The sequence below is a fragment of the Rhodococcus sp. Eu-32 genome (assembly GCF_003336925.1).
Taxonomy (GTDB): Bacteria; Actinomycetota; Actinomycetes; order Mycobacteriales; family Mycobacteriaceae; genus Rhodococcoides; species Rhodococcoides kyotonensis_B.
Map to the genome: position 1 here is coordinate 60162 of NZ_QGNK01000003.1, position 26280 is coordinate 86441.

General features: G+C 66.2%; 21 protein-coding genes. 11 read left to right on the forward strand and 10 right to left on the reverse strand.

Annotated elements, in window-relative coordinates:
* Positions 1-119 precede the first annotated feature (119 nt).
* Positions 120-605, forward strand: coding sequence for a hypothetical protein (locus DK926_RS05390; RefSeq protein ID WP_114329455.1), 486 nt, complete (start codon positions 120-122; stop codon positions 603-605).
* 46 nt (positions 606-651) lie between these two features.
* Here DK926_RS05390 and DK926_RS05395 read toward each other — a convergent pair whose 3' ends face one another.
* Complete coding sequence (locus tag DK926_RS05395; RefSeq protein ID WP_114329457.1) at positions 652-1599, reverse strand: tRNA (adenine-N1)-methyltransferase; 948 nt, start codon at positions 1597-1599, stop codon at positions 652-654.
* Between the two features lie 140 nt (positions 1600-1739).
* Between DK926_RS05395 and DK926_RS05400 the strand changes: the two genes are divergently transcribed.
* Together DK926_RS05400 and DK926_RS05405 are read left to right on the forward strand one after the other, a co-directional pair.
* Positions 1740-2618, forward strand: coding sequence for a RecB family exonuclease (locus tag DK926_RS05400; protein ID WP_207890750.1), 879 nt, complete (start codon positions 1740-1742; stop codon positions 2616-2618).
* Positions 2615-3436, forward strand: coding sequence for a thioesterase family protein (locus DK926_RS05405; protein WP_114329461.1), 822 nt, complete (start codon positions 2615-2617; stop codon positions 3434-3436). Before DK926_RS05400 ends, DK926_RS05405 begins: the two co-directional genes overlap by 4 nt.
* A 19-nt stretch (positions 3437-3455) precedes the next feature.
* On the opposite strand, the gene hisG is transcribed toward DK926_RS05405, so the two are convergent.
* From hisG to metH, 4 genes are read right to left on the reverse strand one after another with little or no spacing between them, the layout of a single operon-like run.
* Positions 3456-4325 (reverse strand): ATP phosphoribosyltransferase, encoded by an 870-nt coding sequence (gene hisG, locus DK926_RS05410; protein ID WP_114329463.1) that lies wholly within the window; start codon positions 4323-4325, stop codon positions 3456-3458.
* Between the two features lie 44 nt (positions 4326-4369).
* A complete protein-coding gene (locus DK926_RS05415) occupies positions 4370-4651 on the reverse strand; it encodes a phosphoribosyl-ATP diphosphatase (RefSeq protein WP_174551393.1) in 282 nt (93 codons plus the stop codon).
* A gap of 41 nt (positions 4652-4692) precedes the next feature.
* Positions 4693-5373 carry an HAD family hydrolase gene (locus DK926_RS05420; protein ID WP_114329465.1) on the reverse strand — a complete coding sequence of 227 codons (681 nt, stop codon included), beginning with the start codon at positions 5371-5373 and terminating at the stop codon, positions 4693-4695.
* On the reverse strand, positions 5366-8935 hold the full coding sequence (gene metH, locus DK926_RS05425) for a methionine synthase (RefSeq protein WP_114329467.1): 3570 nt from the start codon (positions 8933-8935) through the stop codon (positions 5366-5368). The genes DK926_RS05420 and metH overlap by 8 nt, the downstream gene beginning before the upstream one ends.
* A 235-nt stretch (positions 8936-9170) precedes the next feature.
* Between metH and DK926_RS05430 the strand changes: the two genes are divergently transcribed.
* The 8 genes from DK926_RS05430 (at position 9171) to DK926_RS05465 (ending at position 21711) form a co-directional block, all read left to right on the forward strand.
* Positions 9171-10031, forward strand: a complete 861-nt coding sequence (locus tag DK926_RS05430) for a PAC2 family protein (protein WP_114329706.1) — start codon at positions 9171-9173, stop codon at positions 10029-10031.
* The gene (locus DK926_RS05435; RefSeq protein ID WP_114329469.1) at positions 10028-11212 is read left to right on the forward strand and encodes an MFS transporter; all 1185 of its coding nucleotides are present in this window, start codon (positions 10028-10030) and stop codon (positions 11210-11212) included. Before DK926_RS05430 ends, DK926_RS05435 begins: the two co-directional genes overlap by 4 nt.
* Before the next feature lie 56 nt (positions 11213-11268).
* Entirely contained in the window at positions 11269-11616 is a 348-nt protein-coding gene (locus DK926_RS05440) for a molybdopterin oxidoreductase (protein ID WP_114329471.1), read from the forward strand.
* The gene (nirB, locus tag DK926_RS05445; protein WP_114329473.1) at positions 11616-14114 is read left to right on the forward strand and encodes a nitrite reductase large subunit NirB; all 2499 of its coding nucleotides are present in this window, start codon (positions 11616-11618) and stop codon (positions 14112-14114) included. The genes DK926_RS05440 and nirB overlap by 1 nt, the downstream gene beginning before the upstream one ends.
* A complete protein-coding gene (locus tag DK926_RS05450; protein ID WP_114329476.1) occupies positions 14111-14410 on the forward strand; it encodes a Rieske 2Fe-2S domain-containing protein in 300 nt (99 codons plus the stop codon). Before nirB ends, DK926_RS05450 begins: the two co-directional genes overlap by 4 nt.
* Before the next feature lie 252 nt (positions 14411-14662).
* Positions 14663-16156 (forward strand): TIGR02677 family protein, encoded by a 1494-nt coding sequence (locus DK926_RS05455; RefSeq protein WP_114329707.1) that lies wholly within the window; start codon positions 14663-14665, stop codon positions 16154-16156.
* Complete coding sequence (locus DK926_RS05460; RefSeq protein ID WP_114329477.1) at positions 16153-17532, forward strand: TIGR02678 family protein; 1380 nt, start codon at positions 16153-16155, stop codon at positions 17530-17532. The genes DK926_RS05455 and DK926_RS05460 overlap by 4 nt, the downstream gene beginning before the upstream one ends.
* Positions 17533-21711 (forward strand): TIGR02680 family protein, encoded by a 4179-nt coding sequence (locus tag DK926_RS05465; RefSeq protein WP_114329479.1) that lies wholly within the window; start codon positions 17533-17535, stop codon positions 21709-21711.
* A 55-nt stretch (positions 21712-21766) separates the two neighbouring features.
* Here the strand turns inward: DK926_RS05465 and mshC are convergent, their stop codons facing one another.
* From mshC to DK926_RS05490, 5 genes are all read right to left on the reverse strand, one after another.
* Positions 21767-23008: a cysteine--1-D-myo-inosityl 2-amino-2-deoxy-alpha-D-glucopyranoside ligase gene (mshC, locus tag DK926_RS05470; RefSeq protein ID WP_068424161.1), complete on the reverse strand. Its 1242-nt coding sequence runs from the start codon at positions 23006-23008 to the stop codon at positions 21767-21769.
* Positions 23009-23032: 24 nt separating this feature from the next.
* Positions 23033-23842, reverse strand: coding sequence for an SCO1664 family protein (locus DK926_RS05475; protein ID WP_068424163.1), 810 nt, complete (start codon positions 23840-23842; stop codon positions 23033-23035).
* 35 nt (positions 23843-23877) lie between these two features.
* Positions 23878-24471: a DUF3090 domain-containing protein gene (locus DK926_RS05480; RefSeq protein ID WP_068424165.1), complete on the reverse strand. Its 594-nt coding sequence runs from the start codon at positions 24469-24471 to the stop codon at positions 23878-23880.
* A 99-nt stretch (positions 24472-24570) separates the two neighbouring features.
* Positions 24571-25296 (reverse strand): histidine phosphatase family protein, encoded by a 726-nt coding sequence (locus DK926_RS05485; RefSeq protein ID WP_114329480.1) that lies wholly within the window; start codon positions 25294-25296, stop codon positions 24571-24573.
* Between the two features lie 136 nt (positions 25297-25432).
* Positions 25433-26275 (reverse strand): undecaprenyl-diphosphate phosphatase, encoded by an 843-nt coding sequence (locus DK926_RS05490; protein ID WP_174551413.1) that lies wholly within the window; start codon positions 26273-26275, stop codon positions 25433-25435.
* Positions 26276-26280: the final 5 nt, after the last annotated feature.

Consider the following 26280-nt stretch of genomic DNA (forward strand, 5'->3'; position numbering starts at 1 on the left):
ACGATCCAGTGGTCTCGTATGCCCCGGTTCGAGCCATCCGAACCCTGAGTCGCGTCATGTTAGCCTCGCCTGACCACCTGCGATTTCTGCATCTCGAGGGAGAGACTTCACCAGTGAAAATGTTCAAGGTCACAGCAGCGGTCGTGTCCGTCTCGGGGGCACTCCTGATCGCCGGGTGCAGCTCCGGCGACGACACCGATCATGCGGATCACACGACGACTGCCGCGGTCACCTCCGAAACCGATCAGTCCTCGGCCGAGAACGTCGCAGCTCCGACCGTCGACGAATTGACCGCGTCGCTGAACCTGCTCGTCGACCCGCAGGTCGACGCGACGACCAAGGCCGCGACCGTGGAAAACGGTCAGGCTCGGCTGGCGAACCTCGAGCAGATGACGGCCGCCCTCGCGAACTACGGGGACATCACCTTCCAGGTCGACGAGCCGACGGTCGAGGGCGAGACGGCGACCGCGCCGGTCACGATCGCGACCGCACGAGGCACGACCGCTCCGACGCCGAACACGTGGGTACTGATCGACGGCAAGTGGAAGGTGTCCGACGCGAGCGCATGCCAGATCCTCGCCATGGGACAGGCGCCCTGCGTCTAGAACCCGGAGTCCATCTGCCGGTGCGCGTGATCGACCCTTGCTTCTCTCAGCCCTTGCCGGAGCGACGCTGCGGCTTGGGCGTCACCGTCCCCGCCGCGAGCTTTCGCGCGCTGACGAGGAAGGCCGTGTGCCCCTGCATCCGATGTTCGGGGCGCACGGCGAGGCCTACGACGTGCCATCCGCGCACGATCGATTCCCACGAGCGCGGCTCGGTCCAGCATTCCTGCTCGCGCAGGGCTTCCACGACGCGGGACAGCTGCGTGACGGTCGCGACGTAGACGATGAGCACGCCGCCCGGGACCAACACGTCGGCGACGGTGGGCAGCGCGTCCCACGGAGCCAGCATGTCGAGAACGACACGGTCGACGGTCTCCCCCGGCCGGTCGTCGGCGAACCGGCTGATGTCCGCGACGGTGAGTTCCCAGTTGTCGGGCCGCTCGCCGAAGAACGTCTCGACGTTCTTGACCGCGTAGTCGGCGTGGTCCTGACGGATCTCGTAGGAGATGACGGTGCCGCTCGGTCCGACGGCGCGAAGCAGGGAGCACGTGAGCGCTCCCGACCCTGCACCGGCTTCCAGCACGCGAGCCCCGGGGAACACATCCCCTTCGTGCACGATCTGCGCCGCGTCCTTCGGGTAGATCACCTGCGCGCCGCGCGGCATCGAGAGAACGTAGTCGGTCAGCAGCGGACGAAGAGCGAGGTACGGTGTGCCGTTCACCGACGTGACGACGCTGCCCTCGTCGGCGCCGATCAGCGCGTCGTGTGTGATGCCGCCGCGGTGGGTGTGGAATTCCTTGCCCGCGTCGAGAACGACGGTGTAGTGACGTCCCTTGCCGTCCGTGAGCTGAACGCGGTCACCGACACGGAACGGGCCGCTGCGGGCCGGACCGGTGTGGTGCGCGAGACTCTCGTCGTGTGACTGGGTCTCGAGGTGGGACTGGGTCTCGAGGTGGGACTGGGTCTCGAGGTGGGACTGGGTCTCGTCCGAAGACATGCTCTCGTCCGAAGACACAGCAGTTCTCTCTTTCGTCGGTGCTCGCGGAGGTCGTGTCGCCTCGGAAGTGGACGACGACTCGACCGACCAGATTACGTGCCTCCACGATCGTGTCGGACGACGGGCTTAGTCTGCGTGGTGTGAGTATTACCGATTCGCTGCCGATGGAGCTCTCCGTCGGATCGACTGCCCCGGACGCGTCGGACCCTTCTCGACGTAGCAGGCCCGCACTGTCCCCCTCCCGCGCCAACGACTTCAAACAGTGCCCGCTGCTGTACCGCTTCCGTGCGGTCGATCGCATCCCGGAGAAGTCGACCACCGCACAGGTCAAGGGAACCGTCGTTCACGCAGCACTGGAAGCGCTGTACGGAATGCCCAGTGCGACACGAGATTCGGCGACGGCAGTCGAGCTCGTCGACCCAGCGTGGGAACGCGTCGTCGCCGAGTCTCCGGACATTGCGGATCTGCTCACTCCTGCCGAACGTGCCACGTTGCTCGACCAAGCACGAGCACTCGTCAGCGGCTACTACGAGATGGAAGATCCCACTCGGTTCGAACCCGAGTCGTGCGAACAGCGCGTCGAGATCGAGCTCGCCGACGGCACTCCCCTGCGCGGTTTCATCGACCGGATCGACGTCGCGCCCAACGGCATGGTTCGCGTCGTCGACTACAAGACGGGCCGTGCGCCCAGCGGTTTCACCGAGGCCAAGGCGCTGTTCCAGATGAAGTTCTACGCGCTCGTGATCATGCGGATGCGCGGCATCGTTCCCGCGCAGCTCAAGCTGATGTATCTCGCGGACAAGAAGTCGTTGACGTACACCCCCGACGAGGGCGAGTTGCTGCGCTTCGAGCGCATGCTGTCCGCGATCTGGAAGGCGATCGTGACGGCGGGCGAGACCGGCGACTTCCAACCCCGTCGCGGAACGCTGTGCAAGTGGTGCGATCACCAGCCGCTGTGCCCGGAGTTCGGCGGAACTCCGCCTGCGTACCCCGGTTGGCCTACCGGAGGCGACCGATGACACCGAGTCCAGCGACCGCCGACGCGTTCTACGTTCCGCTCGGCCCGAACGAGCGCGGCCACGAGGTGTTCCGCACCACCGAACGAACCGTCAGCCTGTGGGCACCCACGATGCAGCACGGCGCGCCCCCGTCTGCTCTTCTGGTCCGAGCGCTGGGGCGCGTGGCCCCGCGTCCCGACATGCAGCTCACGAGGGTCGTCGTCGAGTTGCTCGGCCCGGTTCCCATCGCAGACATCGAAGTTCGCGCGTGGATGGAACGCCCCGGGTCGTCCATCGAACTCGTCGTCGCCGAGCTGTGGGCGCGTACGAGTTCCGGTGTCGACCGAGCCGTCGCCAGAGGAACGGCGTGGCGCATGGCCACCGCGGACACATCCGCCGTCTCGTCCGCCGCAGACACGCCGCTGAAACCGTTGTCCGACGCCGTTGTTCACACCTGGGGCGGCACCTGGAAATCCGGATACCTCGACAACGTCGAGATGCGCGCGCTCACCGAGTTCGGCGTCGACGGGCCCGGTCAGGTGTGGGCGCGTCCGAAACCCGCTCTCGTGGAGGGCGAATCGATGACTCCGATGGAGCGCTTGTTCTCGATCGCGGACATCGCCAACGGAATCGGCGCCAAGATCGACATCGACCGATGGACGTTCCTCAACACCGATCTCACCGTGCACGTGTTTCGCGAACCGGTCGGCGACTGGGTGGGGGTGTCCGCCGAAACATCCACCGGCCCCGACGGATTCGCGATGTCCGCAGGAGTACTCCACGACGAACACGGACCCGTCGGACGGATCGCTCAGACGGTGCTCGTACGACCTCGGTGAGGTGTCGACATTCCGGTGATCAGAACGCCCGACAGGACCTGATGTCCGACGCCAGAATCGCTTTCGCGCCGAGCTCGGCGAGATCGTCCATGACGGAATTGTGGGCCTTCCGAGAGACCATGGCGCGCACCGCGATCCAGTTCTCGTCGGCCATCGGCGACAACGTCGGCGATTCGATTCCCGGCGTGATCTTCACAGCCTCGTCGAGAATGGCCTTCGGGCAGTCGTAATCCAACATCAGGTACTGCTGCGCGAACACGACACCTTGAATGCGGGCGATCAGCTGCTTCCGAGTTCGGTCGCTGCTGTCGCTACCGTCCCTCCCGTCGCCGCCTGCTCGTTCGATCAGCACACCCTCCGAATCGCACAACGACTCACCGAATGCGACGAGATTGTTCTGCCGCAGCGAGCGACCGGATTCGACGACGTCGGCAATTGCGTCGGCGACACCCAGCTGGATGGATATCTCGACGGCACCGTCGAGCCGGATGACCGTCGCCTCCATTCCACGCGCTGCGAGGTCGGCCTTCACCAGATTGGGGTACGACGTCGCGATACGGAGGCCGGCGAGGTCGTCGGTGGACCAGTCCTTGCCCTGTGGTCCGGCGTAACGGAAGGTCGAACGCCCGAATCCGAGAGACAGAAGTTCTTCGACTTCAGCTCCGGAGTCGAGCGCGAGATCGCGGCCGGTGATGCCCAGGTCGAGCTGACCGGAACCGACGTAGATCGCGATGTCCTTGGGGCGGAGAAAGAAGAATTCGACGCCGTTGGCGGGGTCGAGGACGGTGAGGTCCTTGGAGTCGCTTCGACGCCGGTAGCCGGCTTCCTTGAGAATCTCTGCGGCGGATTCGGAGAGAGCACCCTTGTTGGGAACTGCTACGCGCAACATGACGATGTCCTTATGTGAGAGAAGTCCGATGGAGGAAAACCTGCTCACAGATGTCGGTAGACATCCTCCAGCTTCAGCCCGCGACCCACCATCAACACCTGAACCCAGTACAGCAGCTGGGAGATCTCCTCGGCCAGCGCGTCGTCGCCCTCGTGTTCGGCGGCGATCCAGACCTCGCCCGCTTCCTCGATGATCTTCTTCCCTTGAGCGTGCACACCTGCATCCAACGCGGCCACGGTGCCGGAACCCTCGGGACGGGTGGCGGCACGGTCGGTGAGCTCGGCGAACAGTGAGTCGAAGGTCTTCACGGTGGATGATTCTTTCATGACGCTGGATTCGTGACGCGGCCGACGCCTCTCATCACTGTTCACGCCGGTCGTGCGTCGCGCCAGGCCGACCGAAATCCTGCATCGGTGAGTCCCACCAACGACTCGCGGACGACGTAACCCGGCCGCGCGTCCACCGACACCTCGGACGGCACGAGCAGCACCGAACAGCCTGCCCGGTGCGCCGAGAGCGATCCCGTCGGCGAATCCTCCACTGCCAGACACGACGACGGTTCGAGACCCAGCAGCGAGGCCCCACGAAGGTACGGCGCAGGGTGCGGCTTACCTTCCTCGACTTCGTCTCCGCTCACGGTGAAGTCGAAGTACTCGCGACCGATCGTCTCCAACGCGTTCTCGACGAGGCCGCGTTCGGTGTTGGTGACGAGCGCGGTCTTCAGGTCCATGTCGCGGGCCAGCTGCAGCGCATCCTTGGCACCCGGTCGCCACGGGATGCCCTCTGCGAACAGAGTTCCGACGCGGTCGGTCAGCCAGTCGCGTCCGCGTTTCAACGATTCGTCGGTGACCTCGGTGCCGGTATGCGCGAACACCTTCGTCAGCGCGCCGCGCATCGAGTTGCCGAGGGTGCTCTCACGGACCTCGGCCGTCAGCTCACGGCCCAGCTCGAGCGACAGCTCGGCCACCGCGACGTCCCAGATCTTCTCCGAGTCGAGCAGTGTGCCGTCCATGTCCCACAGAACAGCGAGCAGAGTGTTCTCAGACATTGAAGTACTTGGCCTCCGGGTGGTGAAGCACGAATGCGTCGGTCGATTGTTCGGGATGCAGCTGCAGCTCTTCGGACAGCTTGACGCCGATTCGCTCCGGTTCGAGCAGGGCCGCCAGCTTGATGCGGTCCTCCAGGTCGGGGCACGCGCCGTAGCCGAACGAGTAACGCGCACCACGGTATTCGAGCTTGAAGAACCCTTCCGGGTTCGTCGGGTCGTCGGCCGCGACACTGGTCCCGCCTGCCAACTTCAGCTCCTCGCGGACGCGGCGGTGCCAGTATTCGGCGAGCGCTTCCGTGAGTTGCACTCCGATGCCGTGCACTTCGAGGTAGTCCCGGTACGAATCCGATGCGAACAGCTGATTCGCGAAGTCCGCGATCGGCTGGCCCATCGTCACGAGGTTCATCGGAAGCACGTCGACCTGACCTCGCTCGCGCGCCGATTCGCGTGACCGGACGAAATCGGCGACACAGAGGAACCGGTCACGCTGCTGGCGGGGGAACGAGAAGCGGAATCGCTCCGGTGCATCGGGCTCGGGTTCGGTGAGCACGACGACGTCGTCGCCCTCGGAGACCGCTGGGAAGTACCCGTACACGAGCGCCGCGTGCGCCAAGATGCCGTCGGTGCTGAGGCGGTCGAGCCAGTAGCGCAGGCGCGGTTTACCTTCCGACTCGACGAGATCCTCGTACGTCGGGCCCTCACCCTTGCGTGCGCCCCGCAGACCCCACTGGCCGAGGAACAGTGCCCGCTCGTCGAGCAGACCGGCGTACTCGGTCAGCGAGACACCCTTGACGATGCGCGTGCCCCAGAACGGCGGCACCGGCACCTCGATGTCGGCCGCGACGTCGGAACGATCCGGCACGACGACGGGAGTCTCGGCCGCCTTACGCTGCTCGGCGATTCGACGCGACCGCTCGTGGCGCGCCTTGCGCTCCTCGGCTTTCGCCTTGGCCTCCAACGCTTCCGGACTGTCGGGCGCAGGGCCCCCACCGCGCTTCGTGGTCATGATGGTGTCCATCAGGCGCAGACCCTCGAACGCATCGCGTGCGTAGTGGACCTCGCCCTCGTACACGTCCTGAAGATCGTTCTCCACGTAGGACCGCGTCAATGCCGCGCCGCCCAGCAGCACCGGGAACTGCTCGGCGACTCCCTTGTTGTTGAGTTCGATCAGGTTGTCCTTCATGACGACCGTCGACTTCACGAGCAGACCGGACATGCCGATGACGTCGGCACGCTTGTCGAGCGCAGCTTCGAGGATGGTCGAAATCGGTTGCTTGATACCGAGATTGACGACCTCGTAACCGTTGTTGCTCAAGATGATGTCGACGAGGTTCTTCCCGATGTCGTGCACGTCGCCCTTGACGGTGCCGAGCACGATGCGACCCTTGCCGTCGTCGTCCGTCGCCTCCATGTGCGGTTCGAGGTACGCCACGGCAGCTTTCATGACCTCGGCCGAGGCGAGCACGAACGGCAGCTGCATCTGACCGGAGCCGAACAGTTCGCCGACGGTCTTCATGCCGGACAGCAACGTCTCGTTGATGATCTCGAGCGGCGGCTTCTCGGTCATCGCAGCATCGAGATCCGCGTCGAGTCCGGCGCGTTCGCCGTCCACGATGCGACGTTCGAGTCGCTCGAACAACGGCAGGCGTGCCAGTTCCTCGGCGCGAGACTCGCGGGCGGACGCGGCCGACACCCCCTCGAACAGCTGCATGAGCTTCTGCAGCGGGTCGTAGTCGTCGGTGCGCCGGTCGTACACGAGATCGAGAGCCGTCTCGCGTTGCTCGTCCGGAATCTTGTTCATGGGCAGAATCTTCGACGCGTGCACGATGGCCGTGTCGAGGCCCGCTTCGGTGCACTCGTGCAGGAAGACCGAGTTGAGCACCTGCCGCGCAGCAGGATTCAGGCCGAACGAGATGTTCGACAGACCCAGCGTCGTGTGCACGTTCGGATACTTCGCCTTGAGCTGCCGAATGGCTTCGATGGTCTCGATGCCGTCGCGTCGGACTTCTTCCTGGCCGGTCGAGATGGGGAACGTCAGCGTGTCGACGATGATGTCCTCGTGGCTCAGACCCCAGTTGGTCGTGATGTCCTCGATCAGTCGGTCGGCGACGCGCACCTTCCACTCGGCGGTACGAGCCTGACCCTCCTCGTCGATGGTCAGCGCGACGACCGCGGCACCGTGTTCTTTCACCAGCGTCATGATCTTGTGGAAGCGCGAGTCGGGACCGTCACCGTCCTCGTAGTTCACCGAGTTGACCGCGCTGCGCCCACCCAGATGCTCCAAGCCTGCCTGCAGTACCGCGGGCTCGGTCGAGTCGAGCATGATCGGCAGCGTGGACGCCGTCGCGAGACGTGACGCGAGCGCGGCCATGTCGGCGGCGCCGTCGCGGCCGACGTAGTCGACGTTGAGGTCGAGCATGTGGGCGCCGTCGCGGGTCTGATCCTTGGCGATGTCGAGGCACTTCTCGTAGTCCTCGGCGATCATCGCCTCACGGAAGGCCTTGGATCCGTTGGAGTTGGTGCGCTCGCCGATCATCAGGATGCTGGCGTCCTGTTCGAACGGAACGGCCGTGTACAGCGACGACACACCGGGCTCCGGGGCGGGCACGCGGTCGGCCTTGGTCACACCGTGCACGAGGTCTGCGACCTGACGAATGTGCTCGGGCGTCGTACCGCAGCAGCCGCCGACGAGCGACAGGCCGTACTCGCTGACGAACGAACCGAGAGCCGTCGCCAGCTCAGGTGCCGTCAGCGGGTACTCGGCGCCGTTCGCGCCCAGCGTCGGCAGGCCGGCGTTCGGCATGACCGACACGGGAAGCGTCGAGTGCTTCGACAGGTGACGCAGGTGCTCGCTCATCTCGGCGGGACCCGTCGCACAGTTGAGACCGATCATGTCGATGCCGAGCGGCTCCAACGCGGTCAACGCTGCGCCGATCTCGCTGCCGACCAGCATCGCTCCGGTGGTCTCGACCGTGACGTGGGTGATGATCGGGATACGGACGCCGAGCTTGTCCATCGCGTTCTGGCTGCCGATGATGGCCGCCTTGACCTGGAGCAGATCCTGGCAGGTCTCCACCAGGATCGCGTCGGCGCCTCCGTCGATCATGCCGAGCGCTGCCTCGGTGTACGCGTCGCGGAGCGAGGCGAACGGCGCGTGACCCAGGGTGGGCAGCTTCGTGCCCGGACCCATGGATCCGAGGACGAACCGGTCCATGCCGTCGCGTCCCTTGCCCATCTCGTCGGCGGTCTCACGGGCGAGACGGGTGCCCTTCTCGGCGAGGTCGCGGATGCGGTCGGCGATGTCGTAGTCGGCGAGGTTCGGCAGATTGCAGCCGAACGTGTTGGTCTCCACCGCGTCGGCACCTGCCGCGAAGTACGCCCGGTGGATTTCGCGCAACACGTCCGGGCGGGTCTCGTTCAGGATCTCGTTGCAGCCTTCGAGACCCAGGAAATCGTCGAGCGTCAGATTCGCGTCCTGCAACATCGTTCCCATAGCGCCGTCGCCGATCACAACGCGAGAACGAATCGCATCCAGCAGGCCGGTTCTATGTAGCGCAGGCATCCCTACAGAGTAGAGGGCAAGGCGCCGCGGCCACGACAGCGCTGCCTGGTCGTAGTCTGTCGTGGTGAGTCCCCGAAACCGCGACGGCAACTTTCCCGCCGACAACGACGACAACATCGACGCAGAGCGCGACAAATCGGACAGCGCAGCCGAAACGCTACTGGATGCGGTCTCCACCGCTGTGTCGAACGCAACACCGTTTTCGCCGGTTTCCGAGCTCGTCGACGACGACGAGATGCCGCTGCCGACGCTGCGCGACCCGATTCTGGTGGCTGCGTTCGAAGGCTGGAACGACGCGGGCGACGCCGCGAGCGGTGCCGTCGAACACCTGGAACTGATCTGGGACGCGAGTCCGCTCGCGGAGCTCGACTCCGAGGATTACTACGACTATCAGGTCAACCGACCGACCATCAGGCAGGTCGACGGCGTCACCCGCGAGATCCAGTGGCCATCGACGCGTCTGTCGGTGTGTTCTCCTCCCGGAAGCGCCCGCGACATCGTTCTGCTGCGCGGTATCGAGCCGAACATGCGGTGGCGTAGCTTCTGCGACGACCTGTTGGAGTTCATCGAACAGCTCGGCGTCGACACCGTCGTCATCCTCGGCGCGCTCCTGGCCGACACGCCGCACACCCGCCCTGTCCCCGTCACCGGAAGCGCGCACAGCGTGGAGGCGGCCGAACGGTTCAATCTCGAACAGACCCGCTACGAAGGTCCGACCGGCATCACCGGGGTTCTGCAGGACGAGTGCGTCAAGGCAGGCGTACCCGCCGTGTCGTTCTGGGCCGCGGTTCCCCACTACGTCTCGCAGCCGCCCAACCCGAAGGCAACGGTTGCGTTGCTCCAGCGTGTCGAGGAGGTACTCGACATCGAGGTGCCGCTCGGCGAGCTCCCCACCCAGGCGGAGGATTGGGAGGAAGCCGTCACCGAGATGACGAAGGAGGACGAGGAGATCAGCGAGTACGTCCGCAGCCTCGAGGAGCGCGGCGACGCCGAGGTCGACATCACCGACGCCATCTCCAAGATCGACGGTGACGCCATTGCCGCCGAGTTCGAACGCTATCTCCGTCGGCGGGGTCCCGGCAGCTTCGGTCTGTGACGGGTACTCGACGCGAGGTCAGAACTCGATCCGAACGTCTTCGCGTCGCCGCGCTGTATTCGGGAGGCTTTCTCGGCCCGTTCGGCGGCGCACTGGTCGCGTCGATGCTTCCCGAGATGGGTGACTCGCTCGGTATCTCCACCGGGTCCGCGTCGTCGTCGTTGACGGCGTATCTGCTGCCGTTCGCGTTGACGATGCTCGTGTCGGGCACGCTCGGCGCCAGGTGGGGACGCCTGCGCACGGTCCGGATCGCGTACGGCGTGTACACACTCGCGTCCATCGTGTGCGCGCTGGCGCCGACGCTCCAGATTCTGCTCGCGGCGCGCGTGGTGCAGGGATGCGGAAACGCGTTCACGACGCCTCTGCTGCTCGCAACCCTCGCGGCGGCGACCCCTCGTGAACGTCTCGGCCGAGTTCTCGGGACGTTCGGCGCGCTGCAGGCGGCAGGGCAGACGAGTGCGCCGCTCGTCGGTGGGGTGGCTGCGCAGTTCGACTGGCGCTACGCGTTCGTCGTGCTGGCGGTGGTGTCGGCGGTTCTCGGTCTCGTCGGCCTGCCGCGCACGGATGACGCGACGTCGGCAGCGCCGCGCGAACGGCTCCGCGACGCACTGCGCCCGCATGTGGTGCGTATCGGGTTGGTCGCGCTGCTCGGGTGGGGCGCGCTGGGTGGGCTGAACTTCATGCTCGCGTATCGCGCCGAGGACGTGTTCGGCTTGAATGCGCCCCAGCGCGGTGTGCTGCTCACCGTCTTCGGGCTGACCGGCATCCTGACGGCGCGGGCAGTCGGTCGGTTGATCGACCGTCTCGGCTCGGGCCGAACCGTCGTCGTCGGCGCTGTCGCGGGTGCTGCTCTCGTCGCCGTAGCCGGAACCGCTCCGGCGCTGTGGGCCGTCGGAGTGGCGTGGGCTCTGGCGGGCGTGGCATCGCAATTCGTGCTCGTCGGCGTGAACGCCGCAGTACTCGGCGGTGGGGCGAATCGGGGCGGCGCGGTATCGGTGGTTCAGGCCTTTCGCTTCTCGGGCGCCGCCCTCGCGCCACTCGCACTGACGCCGCTCTACCTCGTACGCCCTGCAGCCGGATTCCTGGTCCCCGCACTTCTTCTCGCGGTGGTGGCGCCGATCGCGATGCCGCGGGCCGCGCCCCCTGACAGGGGGTCGACGCCGGCTGTGAGTTCTTCCTGATCCGGCCGTAACCGGGACGCAGCGGCGACGTCACCCGACCGCCGCACGCTGGGATCATGGCCAGCACACCGCGTTTTCTCCAGGGCGTATTTCCGTTCGTCGGGCACGGACTCGACAAACCCGAGTCGGTGGACAGCTCGACCTCGTTTGTTGTTCCGTCCGGATCGATCGCGCAGCCGTTGTACTTCCGCGGCGGCAATTCGAGCGACGAACTCGTCGTCGTGACCTTGCTCCGTGACGGGCAGCCGATGCGGATGTTCCCGATGGGCGCCAAGAGTGGAGTCAACATTCCGCTCCGCGTCGTCGAGGACGTGGATCCGGACTCGGTGTTGGAACTGGTCGTTGCCGCACCGGCTGGAACGACGGGTGACGTCGTCGTCGATTTCGGTCTGGTCTTGATCTGATGCCCGGTGTTGATCCGACGCAGAAGACACGACTGCTGGTTGTCGGAAACGGCATGGCGGGCGCACGCACCGTCGAAGAGATCCTGAAGCGTGGCGCCGACCGGTTCGACGTGACGATGATCGGCGACGAACCGTACGGCAACTACAACCGAATCATGTTGTCGCACGTACTCGCCGGTGAAACAGCCGTCGACGACGCGGACCTGCTGCTCAACCCGATGAGCTGGTACCGCGAGAACGGCGTGACGCTGTACGCGGGAGATCGCGCGGTCTCGCTCGACCGGTTCGCGAAGTCGGTGCGCTGCGAGAGCGGACGCGACGTGCCGTACGACGTTCTCGTGATCGCCACGGGCAGCAACACGTTCTTCCCGAACATGGACGGCCTGCGCGAGGCCGACGGTCGTCTCGCACGAGGTGTGTTCGGATTCCGAACGATCGAGGACACCAACGGAATGCTGCAGATGGCGGCGTCCGGTGACGATCTGCGAGCCGTCGTCATCGGTGGTGGATTGCTCGGGCTCGAAGCAGCGTACGGCTTGCGCACCCAGGGCTTGGAAGTGGACGTCGTTCACTCCCCCGGCCATCTGATGAACCAGCAGCTCGACGAGCGCGGAGGACGCTTGCTGCGCAACAAGATCGAATCGCTGGGCGTGGGCGTGCACACCTCGAAGCGGACCACAGCGGTGCTACGTACCGATGCGGGTCGGGTCTCGGGGGTCGCGTTCGCCGACGGAACGTCGCTGCCCGCCGACATGATCGTCGTGACCGCAGGCATTCGGCCCAACGTCGAGTTCGGTCGAGGTGGCGGGCTCGTCGTCGAACGGGGAATCGTCGTCGACGACCAATTGCGTTGCGAGGACGAGGGTTCGATCTACGCCGTCGGCGAATGCTGCCAACACCGCGGCGAGGTGTACGGGCTCGTCGCGCCCCTGTGGGAACAGGCCGTCGTGCTGGCAGAACATCTCACCGGGTCGAATTCGGCTGCTGCGTACCACGGTTCGCGTTCGACGACCAAGCTGAAAGTGGCAGGCGTCGACGTCGCGGCCATGGGTGTGAAGGGCCCCGAACGCGAGGACGACGAATTCGTCCAGTTCTACGAGCCGCGGAGCGGCACGTACAAGTCCGTCGTCGTGCGCGACGGAAAGCTCATCGGCGCAACACTTCTCGGTGACATCAGCAAAGCCAACTTCCTGACGCAGGCGTTCGACGAGAAAGTACCGCTGCCGGACGAGCGGATCGGCATGCTGTTCGACATGGGCACCCCGACCGCCGCCACGGGCGCCGCCGAACTCGCCGACGACGTGCAGGTCTGCAACTGCAACGGTGTCACGAAGGGCGCGATCGTCGCGTGTGTCCACGCGGGCGCGAAGACGATGGGCGACGTCACGGCCGCGACGAGAGCCGGTAAGGGCTGCGGATCGTGCAAGGGCCTCGTCGCCGACATCGTGGCGTGCGCAGCCGGCGGTGCGGTCGAATCCGATCCGTCCGCGGACTGGTACGTGCCGTGCATTCCGCTGGCGAAGCCAGCGCTGATCGACGCCATCCGGGAACGCGATCTTCGTTCGGTGTCGCAGGTGTTCGCCGAGCTCGCGACAGGCGGACGCGAGGACGCGTCGTCGAAGATGCCCCTCGCGTCGTTGCTTCGGGTCGTCTGGGGTCCGGACTGGGTCGACGAACCAGGCGCTCTGTTCATCAACGATCGCGTGCACGCGAACATTCAGCGTGACGGCACGTTCTCCGTCGTGCCCCAGATGAAGGGCGGCGTCACCACGCCGGATCAGCTGCGCAGGATCGCGGACGTCGCCGACAAGTACCAGGTTCCACTCGTGAAGGTGACCGGCGGTCAGCGAATCGATCTGCTCGGCATCAAGAAGGAGGACCTACCGAAGGTATGGGGTGACCTCGACATGCCGTCCGGGTTCGCCTACGGCAAGAGCATGCGGACGGTGAAAACCTGTGTCGGTAGCGATTTCTGCCGGTTCGGACTGGGCGACTCGACTGCTCTGGGTATCGCTCTCGAAGATCGCTTCCAAGGTCTCGAAACGCCCGCGAAGCTGAAGCTGGCGGTCGCCGGCTGCCCGCGCAACTGCTCCGAGGCGCTGTGCAAGGACCTCGGTGTCGTGTCGGTAGGCGACGACAAGTGGGAGATCTACGTCGGTGGTGCCGCGGGCGCACACATCCGCAAGGGTGATCTGCTCGCGACCGTCGTCGGATCCGACGAGGTCGTCCGTGTGGCGGGGGTGTTCGTTCAGCACTATCGCGAGTCCGCGCAATGGCTGGAGCGCACGTATGCCTGGGTCCCGAGGGTCGGGCTCGACGTGCTGCAGCGCAGGCTGATCGACGATGTCGACGGCATCGTCGCGGGACTGGAAGAGCGCTTGCAGGTGTCGGTGGACGGCTATCGCGACCCGTGGCAGGAGCGGAGTGCGCCGAAGTCGAACGCGCAGTTCACGCCGTCCCTGCCGTTGCTGCCGCTGCCCCAGGTGCCGGTTCGATGACTGTCCCGGTCGGCTCGCTCGAGGATTTGACCCCCGGCGAAGGGCGTGCGTATGTCGTCGACGGGAGGCAGATCGCGGTGTTCCTACTCGGTGACGGGACGGTGCGTGCGATGGACGCGGTCTGCCCGCACCGGGGCGGTCCGCTTGCCGACGGGCAGATCGACGGGACGGTCGTCGTGTGCCCGCTGCATCAGTACGCCTTCTCCCTCGACGACGGAACCTGCCCGAGCGGTATCGACTCCGTCCGGACCTATCCGGCCGCCGTCGTCGACGGGAAGATCACGGTCGAGGTGTAGCGGGGGCGCGGTGTAGTGGGACGTCTCGCTCGTCCGCGCAGGTTCCAGCCAGCGCGCACGTTGCAACCTACGCATCTGCTGCAACGTGCGCGGACATGACGGTGCGCTGCGAAATTCCCGCGAATCCGTCGACGGGTGGGAGTCGCCTCGGCAGCTGATTGCACGAGAACGAACGTCACGTGTTTTCGCTCCCACACGCGCACCCCCTACCCTGTTCCAGTGAGCGATTCGGGTGACGACAACGCACGTGCGATGGGCGCGGCGACGTTTCTGCAGGAAGATCGCCTCAAACTGTTCGCGTTCACCGTGGCAGAGAAGCGGCACGAGTACCTCTGGGTGCTGCGCGCGTTCGACATCGCCCGTGCCAACTACGTCGTTCTCCTGCACGCCGCCGACATCGCCGACACCCTGGCCAGGAATGCGCCGGACGATGCGCAGCTGAGCGCGTCGGAAATCGGGCCGTTGCTCGAACAGCTGCATTCCTGGGACCTCCTCGAACGCAGCTACGACGGCTCACGCGCCGCAACGCTCGCCGAGTACCGCAACCGCCACTTCGTCTATCAGTTCAGTCAGGCCGGCTACAAGGCGTTCCGTGCCGTCGAGGACGTGCTGGGCGCCCGCCTGGACGACGCGTCGCTCTCGCGGCTCGTGCTCCCCGAACTCCTGGCCGACATGCACGAACTCGCCGACGCGAACCGTCAGGCCGACGGCGATCTGATCTACCGCAAGCTGTCACGGCTCGACTCGACTCTGTCGGAGATGGCGACGCGTGCCGCCCACTTCTACCTCGTGCTCGGTGACCTGGTGCGCACCACCGAAATCACCCCCGAGTCCTTCCTGGTGCACAAGGATGCGCTGCTGACCCACATGCGTGAGTTCAGCTCCGACCTGACGCGCTACGCACCCAAGTTGGCCGAGGCGATCGGCGTCGTCGAGGCCACCGGCATCGACGCGTTGATCGACCGTGCTGCGGTCAGCGACGAGCGAGTGTTCCTGACGGTCGACGAACGCCGCGCCGACTGGCGTGCCCGGTGGTCCGGCCTGTCGCACTGGTTCGTCGCGGCGGAATCCCAGCTCAGCGAATCCGAACGACTGCGTGAGGGCACGATGAGCGCCATCGCGGCAGTTCTGTCGCTTCTGCGCCGCGTCACCGAGACACGGAAGGGCGGCGTCAGCCGCGAGAGCCAGCTACGTCACCTTGCCGGGTGGTTCGCCAACAGCCCGACCGAGGACAGTGCGCACGCGCTGTTCCATGCGGTGTTCGGGCTCGGACGCCCCCGACACCTGTCGATGGTGCATCCCGATGCGGACATCATCCCGACGTCGCGAAGCTGGTGGGATGCTCCCCCCGTCGAGATCTCCCGGACGCTAGCCGAAACCGGCAGGACGCCGTCGCCCGGCGTCCCCGGCCGGTTGCAACGCAACGACGGCAGTATTCGACGCCTCCGCGAGCGCCAACTGGAAGCCCAGCGCTCACGCAGCGTCGCGGCGCAGTCGCTGGCGACGGCAGGTGTCTTCGAACGCACTCTCGACGAGGAGGAAACCGAGGTCTTGTTGAGCTTGCTCAATGCCGCCCTGACCGCACGCGTGAAGGTCAGCGGTCGAACGTCGGGATCCACGGGGTCCGACAGCGGCGTCAAGCTGACGCTGAGCGACAGCCCGACGTCCACTGTCGTCCGAACAGCAAGGGGCAGACTGCATCTCGACCGACTCACGCTCGACGTCGCAGAGGTGACGCGTCGATGAGAGCACGCGACATCCCCACTCTCGCACTCGATTCCTATCAGCGTGCAGCGCGGGTCGCGCTCGCCAACCACCTCGTGACGACGACCTTTCCCGACCGGATCGCCCTCCCTCTACTCCGACGCTGGGCGACCGAACTGCGCGAGGACCTGCTCGAACTCTTCGGGTATCGACTCGAGGTCACCGAAACCACCGCCCGGCTGTTTCCCGTGCTCGACGCGCTCGACCCGACTCAGCCGGCGCGCACGGCGTCGGACCGCGTGTTCGATCGGCGACGGTACGCGTACCTGGCACTGGCGCTGGCAGCTCTCGGTCGAGCGGGAAACCAGATCACGTTGTCCGAATTGGCCGATCACGTTGCCGGAGAAGCAGCTCAGGTCGACGGCGTCGAACTGGCAACCGACCGCGCCTCGGACCGCGACGCGTTCGTCGACGCCGTGGGCTGGCTCGGTACTCGCGGCGCGATCTCGCTCGCCGACGGCGATGCAGGCGGTTGGGCGAACAACCCTGCATCCGGTGAGGCGCTCTACGACATCGAGCGGTCCGTCGTCGTCGCCATGTTCCGGCCCCCGCGTGCGATTCAGCACCTCCGATCGGTAACCGGCCTGCTGGCGGGGTCGGACGTCGTCACGATGGAGGACGACGACACCCCGGTCCGCTCCGATCCGAAGGAGACCATTCGACAGGTGCGACGGTTGCTGGTGGAACGGCCCGTCGTCTATTTCGACGACCTGGATCGTGACGAGCGTTCGGCGCTCGCAGCCGACCGGACCGTCGCCGACGTCGAATTGCTCACCGGGTTGGTGTCTGAACGGCGCGCCGAGGGCGTCGCATTGATCGACACGTCAGGACGGTTGTCGGACATACGGTTTCCGAGTACCGGCACCATCGCCCAGGTCGCGTTGCTGCTTGCGGGCGAGATGTCGGATCGGGTCGTCGATCCGGACGCCGACGAGTTGGCCACGCACACGATGCCGGACGACTCGGATCTGATCGACCGCCTCGACGCCGCGATCCCCGGTGGCGGCATCTTCGACGATCTTGCCGAATTCGGTTCCGCGACACTGGCTTCGAAGGACGACACGGAGGCCTCGACCTACCCGTTCCTCGAGAACAGCTGGCTCGCAAGCGTTGTCGCCGATCTGATCGAACGCTTCGGGAAGACGTTCGCCGCGCAATGGCAGGCGGACCCCGATGGACTGCGTGAACGCGCGATCGCGATGCTCGACCGACTTCGCTTGGTGCGCAGCGTGTCCGGCGGAGTGCTCGTGCTCCCCGCGATCGCCCGCTACCGCGACGTCATGGTCAACGTGCGCGAGCGCACGCCCCAGGACTCCCTCTTCGACAACTCGAACTCAGCAGAAACCGAGGCGCACTAGATGACAGCACACACACAGCGCTTCCGCCCCACCCGCGCGGGCATCATCAACCTGTGGGACTACCGCGACCAAGAGTTCTCCTTCGCCGACGGGCGACTGGTGTTGCGCGGACCGAACGGTTCGGGGAAGACCAAGGCACTCGAGGTGCTCTTCCCGTTCGTGCTCGACGGACGTATCGAACCGCGCAGGCTGAATCCGTTCGCCGGTGAGGAACGCACGATGAAGTCCAACCTCCTGTACCGCGGACAGGAGAGTGCGCACTCGTACGTCTGGATGGAGTTCGGGCGCGGTTCGACGGACGATCCCGAGTCGGTGACCGTCGGCATCGGCATGCGCGCCACCAAGTCGAACGACAAGGTCACGCGGTGGTACTTCGTCGCGGACGGCCGTGTGGGCGTCGACTTCTCGCTGATCGGTTCCGACGATCGCCCGCTGACCAAGAAGCAGCTCGCCGAACAGCTGGGCACCGATGCGCTGACCGATCGCCCGGTGGACTACCGCGCTGCGATCGACGCCCGCATGTTCGGACTGGGCGCGCAACGCTACGACCAGCTGATCAACCTGATCCTCACGCTACGTCGGCCCCAGCTCGCGAAGAACCTCGACCCGAAGGGCCTGTCGCAAGCGCTGACCGACGGTCTGCGTCCGCTCGACGAACAACTCGTTCTCGAAGCCGCACGATCGTTCAGTGACATGGAAGAGGTCGGCCGCGCCCTCGAAGGGCTCGCCCAAGCCGATCGAGCCGCGAAGAGCTTCGTCTCCGTCTACTCCAAATACCTTCGTGTGCAAGCACGTTCGGACATCGAGACGGTGACGCGCCGCCTCGAAGCCGTTACGCACGCGACGACGGCACACTTCGCTGCCGCAGCGCTGAAGGAACGACGCCTCGGCGAGCGCGAGGCGGCCGAGAAGCGGTTCGACGACGCCGAGCGTGCACTGGACCAAGCTGTCGCCGACCGCGAGACGTTGCAGCGCTCGAGCGCCTACGAAGGCAAGCAGCAGTTGGACGATCTCGCCGAGTCCGCCGAGAAGCTCGCGGTGTCCGCGAAGACCCAGACCGATCGTGCACGAGGCGCGCAAGCCGAACTCGAGAAACGGTCCGCGGACGCGACCCGAGCAGAGGCAGCGCTGCGCGACTCCGTCGCAGCACTCGGTCGGGCGGAGGACGACCTTCAGGCGGCAGCCGAAGACGCGGGCATCGTGTGGACGCCGTTGCCGTCGGGTTCGCGTAGCGACCAGTTCACCACCGCACTTCGTGGCCACGCCGAGGAACGTGACGGCGACGTCCGCGCTGTGCGCGAGGCGCTGAGTACCGTCGAGAAGGCGGCGACCGAACGGGCACGGGCCGACAAGAGCAGTTCCCGGGCTCGCGAACTTCTCGACGCGGCCCGCGCTGCCGTCACCGAGGCCGAAGCCGCCGTCGAACTGGCACGGGCCCAGTTCGCGTCGGGACTTCGCTCGTGGTGGTCGGAGCACTCGACGCTGTACGCGTCGGCCGACATCGGTGTCACGGCGTTCGAACAGCTCGACGCCGCTGTGCCACACATCGGTGAAGACGACGCACCGAGCCTCGACGCCGTGCTCTCCGACGCGTCGGTGGACGGTCTGGAGTCGGTGCGTGCACGACGGGCGCAGGCATCGATGACAGCGACAGCGCTGTCGGAGGAACTGGTGTCCATGCGATCCGAGCGAGACACGATCAGCGCGGAGCACGACGACGCTCCCCCGCCGTTCGCGGCCCGCATCAGCTCACGCGACGGTCTCGTCGGCGCACCGCTGTGGCAACTCGTCCGGTTCGCCGACGGGGTCGACCCAGCCGATGCGGCGGGCGTGGAAGCGGCGCTGCAGGCGGCGAACCTGCTCGACGGGTGGGTCTCGGCGTCGGACGCGCCGACGTCGCTCGAATCCGACCAGTTCCTGGTCGCGATACCCGAGACCGACCGCCCGCGTGGTTCGACGCTGGCGGACGTTCTCGAGGTGGAGCCGAATACAAATGTTCCCGAAGGGGTGGTCCGCGCGATTCTGGAGTCGGTCGCCCTCCGCCGCGACGGCGCGTCCGAGAACTCGGCGGTGTCCGTCGGCGTCGACGGCCGGTTCTGGCAGGGCGTACAGCAGGGCCGTCACGTCAAGAGCGACGCGGAGTACATCGGAGCCACAGCACGCGCACGGCGTCGCGCCGCTCGTATCGCCGAGCTCGACGGGTCGATCGTGTCCACCGAGGCCGCGCTGACCGCAGCCCAGGACACCGAGCGCGCGGCCGGTGAACTCCTCCGAGACTTGGCCACGGCCGCCAAGAAACTGCCGAGAGTGGCCGCCATCGCCAAGGCGCAGAAGTCCGTCACCGAAGCTGCCGGTGCGCTGCGCACGTCACAGGCGGCGTCGACGGCGGCCGACCGCGAACTCGACCAGGCGATCGCCGAACTGTCCGCCCGCGAGAAGCATCTGCGAACCACCGCCGTCGCGCACCGCACCCCGCACACCGCTCGGGACGTGGACTCGCTCGCCGCGGCGATTCGGCATTTCGAGAACCAAGGTGCGCTCGTCCTACGCCGACGCGGCGACAACGTGCGCGAAGCCGAACGCCAGCAGGAAGCGCAGAACCGTCTGGAAGAAGCAACGGGTCTCGCCGAGGAACTCGCCGAGGAAGCGGCGATCGCCGAGGAGAACCATCACCAGCAGGTACAGCGTCTCGAGCTTCTGCGTGAGAATCTCGGTGCCACCGCCGACCAGATCGACGCCGATCTCGAGCAGGCGCGCGAGCGTATCGAGAAGTGCAAAGTGGAACAGCGCGCTGCCCGCAAGGCCGACAAGGAGGCAGGTGAGGCGATCGGCAAGGCCGAGGGCGCGTGCAACACCGCCCAGGAGAGCTTGCGGGCAGCACTGACCGAAACTCTCGGCGACGCAAACCGTCTCGCACCCTACGCACGCAAAGATCTGCTCACGATCCTCGGCGTGGACGAGGTCTATGCGTGGCCGGCCAGCGACTCGGCGTGGCTCACCGTCGATCAGATTCTGTACCGCATCCAGCACGCCTCCGGCCCGGACGAGGAGATCCAGGTTCTGCCACCGGTCCTGCACGAGATGCATCGGGCTCTCGACGCAGCGACCTCGTCGGTGAAGGCGAGCGATTCGTACCGCAAGAGCACGCGGACCGCGCTGACCGGGGCTTTACAGGAGTTCGATTCGCAACTCGCCGGATCCGGCCAGGACTACCGACTGCAGTGGGACGCGCCGGACGGCTTGACCGTCGTCCGCGTCCAGGACGAGCAGGGGTACTCGTCGGTCGGCGAATTCGCCGAACGCATCGCCGATGCACGGTCGAACCAGGAGCTGCTGCTCACCGAGCACGAGCGACGAATCCTCGAGGATGCTCTTCTCACCGGATTGGCGCAGCAGATCCACGAACGGACCGTCGACGCCCGCGAGCTGATCGCGCAGATGTCGACCGAGATGAAGCAGCGAAAGATGTCGTCGGGCAACACGATCGGCGTGCACTGGGTACTGGCCGACAATCTCGACGACGGCGCCCGGGCGATCTCGAAGCTGCTCGACCGCGACGCGTCGGCACTGAATGCGGACGATCTCGCGACGATGCGTGCCCATTTCGCGTCGGAGATCCGGATCGCACGTGCCGCGCACCCCGAACGATCCTATCCGGAGATTCTCGCTACGACGCTCGACTATCGACGTTGGCGCGTGTTCTCGTTCTCGTTGATCCGCGGCGACGGGACGGAAGACCGTCTGACGGTGGCCCGTCACAGTGCACTGTCCGGCGGTGAGCAGTCGGTGTCGCTGCACCTGCCGTTGTTCGCCGCTGCCCACGTCATGCTGTCGTCGGCCGACCCGCATTCGCCGCGACTGCTCGCGCTCGACGAGGCGTTCGCCGGCGTCGACGACAACGGTCGAAGCGAATTGCTCGGTCTCAGTGTGCAATTCGATCTCGACCTGTTCATGACCGGGTACGACCTGTGGATCACGTACTCCCATGTGCCCGGCTGCGCGCACTACGATCTCGCACACTCGTCTGTCGAGAACACCGTCAGCGCCGCACTTCTGGTGTGGGACAACGGAGAACTCTTCGCCGAGCACGACGGCACCGATCTTGCTGCGGCACTGGGTTCCCCGCTGACGCGTCGGGTCCCGACACGCGCCGAGGGCGGGCTCGAGTTCGCTCGCTGACGCCCGAGAACCCCGTGCGCCGACCCAGCGCACGGGGTTCGAGGTGCTTTGTCGGTCAGCGCAGATTCACACCGAGCAACGCATCGACGGCGTCCGCGAAGAGACCGGGTGCCGACGTGTCCGAACCGCCCTGTGCGACAGCAAAACTCGCCCATGCGTCGAGCGCGTCGAGCGCCTTGGGGGTGTCCAGGTCGTCGGCGAGGTGCTGACGCAGTCGGGCGACGACGTCGTCGGCGCCGACGGCAGATTCCAATGCCGCGGCACGACGCCACAGCGCCAGACGCTCCTGCGCACGCTCCAACACCTCGTCGGTCCACGCTCGATCCTGGCGGTAGTGCCCGGACAGCAGACCGAGACGAATGGCCGCCGGATCCACGTCCTGCGCGCGCAGCTTCGACACGAAGACGAGGTTGCCGCGACTTTTCGACATCTTCTCGCCGTCGAGACCGATCATGCCGGTGTGCACGTAGTGGCGCGCGAAACGGCCGTCGCCGGATGTTGCCTCGGCGTGCGCGGCCGAGAACTCGTGGTGCGGGAAGATCAGGTCGCTACCGCCGCCCTGGACGTCGATACCGGATCCGATGCGATTCAGTGCGATTGCCGCACACTCGATGTGCCAGCCGGGGCGACCGGGACCGAACGGGGACGGCCACGACGGCTCACCGGGGCGCTCGGCACGCCACAGCAGCGCATCCAACGAATCCCGCTTGCCGACGCGATCGGGATCTCCCCCGCGCTCGGCGAAGAACTTGTCCATGGTCGCGCGGTCGTAACCGGACTCGTATCCGAACTCCGGCGTCGCGTCGGCACGGAAGTAGACGTCCGGGTACTGCTCGTCGTCGACGACGTACGCCGCACCCGAAGCGAGCAGCTTCTCGACCAGTTCGACGACCTCGTCGACCGACTCGACCGCACCGATGTAGTCACGGGGAGGCAGTACACGCAGCGCCTCCATGTCCTCGCGGAACAGCGCGATCTCCCGGGCACCCAGATCACGCCAGTCCTCACCGTCGCGGTCCGCACGCTCGAAGAGCGGATCGTCGACGTCGGTGACGTTCTGGACGTAATGCACGTCGTGTCCGGCGTCGCGCCACAGACGGTTCACCACGTCGAACGTCAGATACGTTGCGGCATGACCGAGATGCGTCGCGTCGTACGGGGTGATTCCGCAGACGTACATCTTCGCCTGCTGACCCGGAGTGACCGGTCGCACTTGCCGGTCCGCGGTGTCGTACAACCGAAGTGGTGGCCCCTGACCGGGGATCGACGGAACGGCTGTGTCGGACCAAGACTGCATGCAGACGAGCCTATCGGAGTCGTCTCAGAAGGCGGGCCACGGTATCGGCCTACTCGACCGAGGCTCGGGCATGACGGGTCGTGCGATCAGTCCGCGTGCTCGCGCGAGCAGTGCATCGATCTCGTGTTCGGTGATGTGGCCGCGCAGTCGCGGTTCGACGGCGTCGGCGAACGTGTCGACGAACTCGACGATGTCGCTCATCGACGCGTCGTCGATCGCCCTGCCGGACCAACCCCACAGCACGGTGCGCAGCTTGTCCTCGGAGTGCAGGCAGATGCCGTGATCTACGCCGTAGACGTAGCCGTCGAGTCCCTCTAGCGCGTGGCCGCCCTTACGGTCGGCGTTGTTGAGCAGTACGTCGAGGACGGCCATGCGCTGCAGACGTGGATCGTCGGCGTGGATGAGGGCGACTTCCTGCCCCTCGCCGTCGTACGCCTGCAGAACCGGAATCCACCCCTCCGGCACGAGTTCGGGTGGACAGAGGTCGACGAGGTCGATGCGCGTACCGTCCTCCCCGTGCGGCTCGGGAGTGTCGATCCAGCGCTGCACCATGCCGGGCCCGAACGGCCCGTCGCGCAGAATCGTCGTCGGGATGACGCCCCAGCCGAGCGCGTCGGAAATCTCGTACGACGCGATCTCACGGCCTGCGAGAGTGCCGTCCGGGAAATCCCACAGCGGCACCTCGCCGCGAATGGGCTTGTAGACGCAGCGCACCGGCTCGGAGGATTCGGTCGACGTGCCGGAAGCGTCACCGTCGAGGGTTGCCTCGCACACCAACGTCGCGTTGCTCGCGGACACGACCCGACCGACGACGGTCAGTTCGCCGGTTTCCATGACGGCACGCCCGGCGAACGGTGGCCTGTCTTCGATCAAAGTTCGTCGCCCAGTTCGGTCGCGGAGCCGAAGGTCGCGTCACGCCGGTATCCGTTGGATCGCACACACGTGTGACCGTCCTGCGCCAGCGGCTGACCGCACAGCGGGCACGGGGCCCGTCCGGCGGCGATCACCTTCTCCGAGCGCAGCGCGAACTCACGCGCCTGGATCGGTGTCAGGAACACCCGAACGGCGTCGGGACCCTCGTCGGTATCGTCGAGCACGACCGACTCGTCGACCTCGGTCTCGCTGATGGCCAACAACTCGACGACGACGGCGTTCGCGTCCGCGTCCCAGCCGAGACCCATCGTCCCGACGCGGAACTCGGTATCGATCGGCGTCAGCAGCGGACTCGTGTCCCCCACCGTCGTCTCCTCCGGTGGTACGTCCGCGCCGAACCGACGATGCACCTCGTCGAGTAACAGACCCATACGGTCGGCGAGTACCTGAACCTGCTGCTTCTCGAGAGCGACCGACACGACTCGCGTCTCGTGTACGGCTTGCAGGAAGAACGATCGGTCGCCGGGCTCACCCACGGTTCCTGCGACGAATCGATCAGGGGTGCGGAAAACATGTATTGCGCGTGGCATTGCACCTCCTGGGTTCATGGCGTACGAGCTCGAAAGAACGTACCGAAGGGATCCGCCCTATCGGACCCCGCACTGTTTCATTATCCGCTATCGAGCGGACTACGCTCCGGAACCTCCGCCCGGCACCGCGTCGGAATCCGACCCGGTCTGCGATTCCGACGCCGATCCGGACGACGTGGACGACGCCTTCTCGACGGCAGGAACCACCCCCGACAGATCCAGCCCCGTGTCGTTGGTTCGCAGCACGAACGGCCTGGTCGAGGTGTACCTCACGACGCTCACCGATGCCGGATCGGCGACGATGCGCTGAAAGGAATCGAGGTGGCAGCCGAGGGCGTCCGCCAGCACCGACTTGATGACGTCGCCGTGCGTGCAGGCAACCCACAACACGTCTCGCCCGTACTCCTCGGCGAGTCGTGCATCGTGCTCACGGACCGCTGCGACCGCTCTCGCCTGAACGTGCGCGAGACCCTCGCCGTCCGGGAAGATCGCGGCGGACGGGTGTTGCTGCACGACCTTCCAGAGCGGCTCGTTCACCAACTCCTTGATCGCCCGCCCGGTCCACGACCCGTAGTCGACCTCGAGCAGCCGCTCCTCGACCACCGGGGTCAGCCCGCGCTTCGCAGCCAGCGGTTCGACGGTCTGCTCGCACCGCTGCAGCGGCGAACGCACGATCTCCTCCACCGGGAGCGAACCGAGCCGCTCGGCGACGAACGCAGCCTGCTCCACCCCGCGGTCGTCCAGGCCGACGCCCACCGACCGGCCCGCCAGCGTTCCGGCCGTGTTCGACGTGGACCTACCGTGGCGCAACAAGATCACCGTCATGAACGCCAGCCTAATAGGCAGACTGAATCAGGTCGTTTTCTGCAGGCTCCACTCCCGGCCCACATCAGGTCGTTTCTGCAGGCTCCACTCCCGGCCCACATCAGGTCGTTTCTGCAGGCTCCACTCCCGGCCCACATCAGGTCGCCGAGACGACGCCCGTCGCCAGCAGCGCCATGACTCCCACACCCAGCACGATGCGGTAGCCGACGAACCAGTACAGCGAGTGGTTCGCGACGAACTTCAGCAGCCATGCGATCGACGCGTAGCCGAGACCGAAGGCCACCAGCGTCGCCACGATCAACTGCGGTCCCGACGCGTTCAGACCCTCGCCCGCCGGCGCGAAGGCGTCGGGAAGCGAGAACAGGCCGGACGCGGTGACCGCGGGGATCGCGAGCAGGAACGAGAACCGCACCGCCGCTTCGCGTTCGAGGCCCATGAAGAGGCCCGCACTCGTCGTGGCACCCGAGCGAGAGACACCAGGAATCAACGCGAGGCACTGCGACAGTCCCATGACCAGGCCGTCGCGCGTCGTGATCTGCTCGATCGGCCTGCGCTTGGTGCCGACGTATTCGGCGACGGCGATGACGATCGCGAAGACGATCAGCATCGTCGCGATCAGCCAGAGATTGCGAGCCCCGGTACGGATCTGGTCCTTGAACAAGAACCCGAGCACACCGATCGGAATGGTGGCGATGATCACGTACCAGCCGAGGCGGTAGTCCAGGGTGCGCTGAGTCTTGTCCCGGAGGCCGACGAACCACGCTTTCACGATGCGCACGATGTCGCGCCAGAAGAACAGCAGCACCGCGGCTTCGGTGCCGAGCTGCGACACCGCGGTGAACGACGCGCCCGCGTCGTCGCCGAAGAAGACGCTGGACACGATGCGCAGGTGACCGGACGACGAGATCGGCAGGAACTCGGTGAGCCCCTGCACCGCTCCGAGGACGATCGCCTGCAACCAGGTCATGGACTCACCGATCATCG

Excerpts from the sequence above, each read along its gene's own strand:
- DK926_RS05390 (WP_114329455.1), top strand. The coding sequence starts at position 120 with ATGTTCAAGGTCACAGCAGCGGTCGTGTCCGTCTCGGGGGCACTCCTG.
- DK926_RS05395 (WP_114329457.1), bottom strand. The coding sequence starts at position 1,599 with ATGTCTTCGGACGAGACCCAGTCCCACCTCGAGACCCAGTCCCACCTC.
- DK926_RS05405 (WP_114329461.1), top strand. The coding sequence starts at position 2,615 with ATGACACCGAGTCCAGCGACCGCCGACGCGTTCTACGTTCCGCTCGGC.
- hisG (WP_114329463.1), bottom strand. The coding sequence starts at position 4,325 with ATGTTGCGCGTAGCAGTTCCCAACAAGGGTGCTCTCTCCGAATCCGCC.
- DK926_RS05415 (WP_174551393.1), bottom strand. The coding sequence starts at position 4,651 with ATGAAAGAATCATCCACCGTGAAGACCTTCGACTCACTGTTCGCCGAG.
- DK926_RS05420 (WP_114329465.1), bottom strand. The coding sequence starts at position 5,373 with ATGTCTGAGAACACTCTGCTCGCTGTTCTGTGGGACATGGACGGCACA.
- metH (WP_114329467.1), bottom strand. The coding sequence starts at position 8,935 with ATGCCTGCGCTACATAGAACCGGCCTGCTGGATGCGATTCGTTCTCGC.
- DK926_RS05430 (WP_114329706.1), top strand. The coding sequence starts at position 9,171 with ATGCCGCTGCCGACGCTGCGCGACCCGATTCTGGTGGCTGCGTTCGAA.
- DK926_RS05440 (WP_114329471.1), top strand. The coding sequence starts at position 11,269 with ATGGCCAGCACACCGCGTTTTCTCCAGGGCGTATTTCCGTTCGTCGGG.
- nirB (WP_114329473.1), top strand. The coding sequence starts at position 11,616 with ATGCCCGGTGTTGATCCGACGCAGAAGACACGACTGCTGGTTGTCGGA.
- DK926_RS05450 (WP_114329476.1), top strand. The coding sequence starts at position 14,111 with ATGACTGTCCCGGTCGGCTCGCTCGAGGATTTGACCCCCGGCGAAGGG.
- DK926_RS05455 (WP_114329707.1), top strand. The coding sequence starts at position 14,663 with ATGGGCGCGGCGACGTTTCTGCAGGAAGATCGCCTCAAACTGTTCGCG.
- DK926_RS05460 (WP_114329477.1), top strand. The coding sequence starts at position 16,153 with ATGAGAGCACGCGACATCCCCACTCTCGCACTCGATTCCTATCAGCGT.
- DK926_RS05465 (WP_114329479.1), top strand. The coding sequence starts at position 17,533 with ATGACAGCACACACACAGCGCTTCCGCCCCACCCGCGCGGGCATCATC.
- mshC (WP_068424161.1), bottom strand. The coding sequence starts at position 23,008 with ATGCAGTCTTGGTCCGACACAGCCGTTCCGTCGATCCCCGGTCAGGGG.
- DK926_RS05475 (WP_068424163.1), bottom strand. The coding sequence starts at position 23,842 with ATGGAAACCGGCGAACTGACCGTCGTCGGTCGGGTCGTGTCCGCGAGC.
- DK926_RS05480 (WP_068424165.1), bottom strand. The coding sequence starts at position 24,471 with ATGCCACGCGCAATACATGTTTTCCGCACCCCTGATCGATTCGTCGCA.
- DK926_RS05485 (WP_114329480.1), bottom strand. The coding sequence starts at position 25,296 with ATGACGGTGATCTTGTTGCGCCACGGTAGGTCCACGTCGAACACGGCC.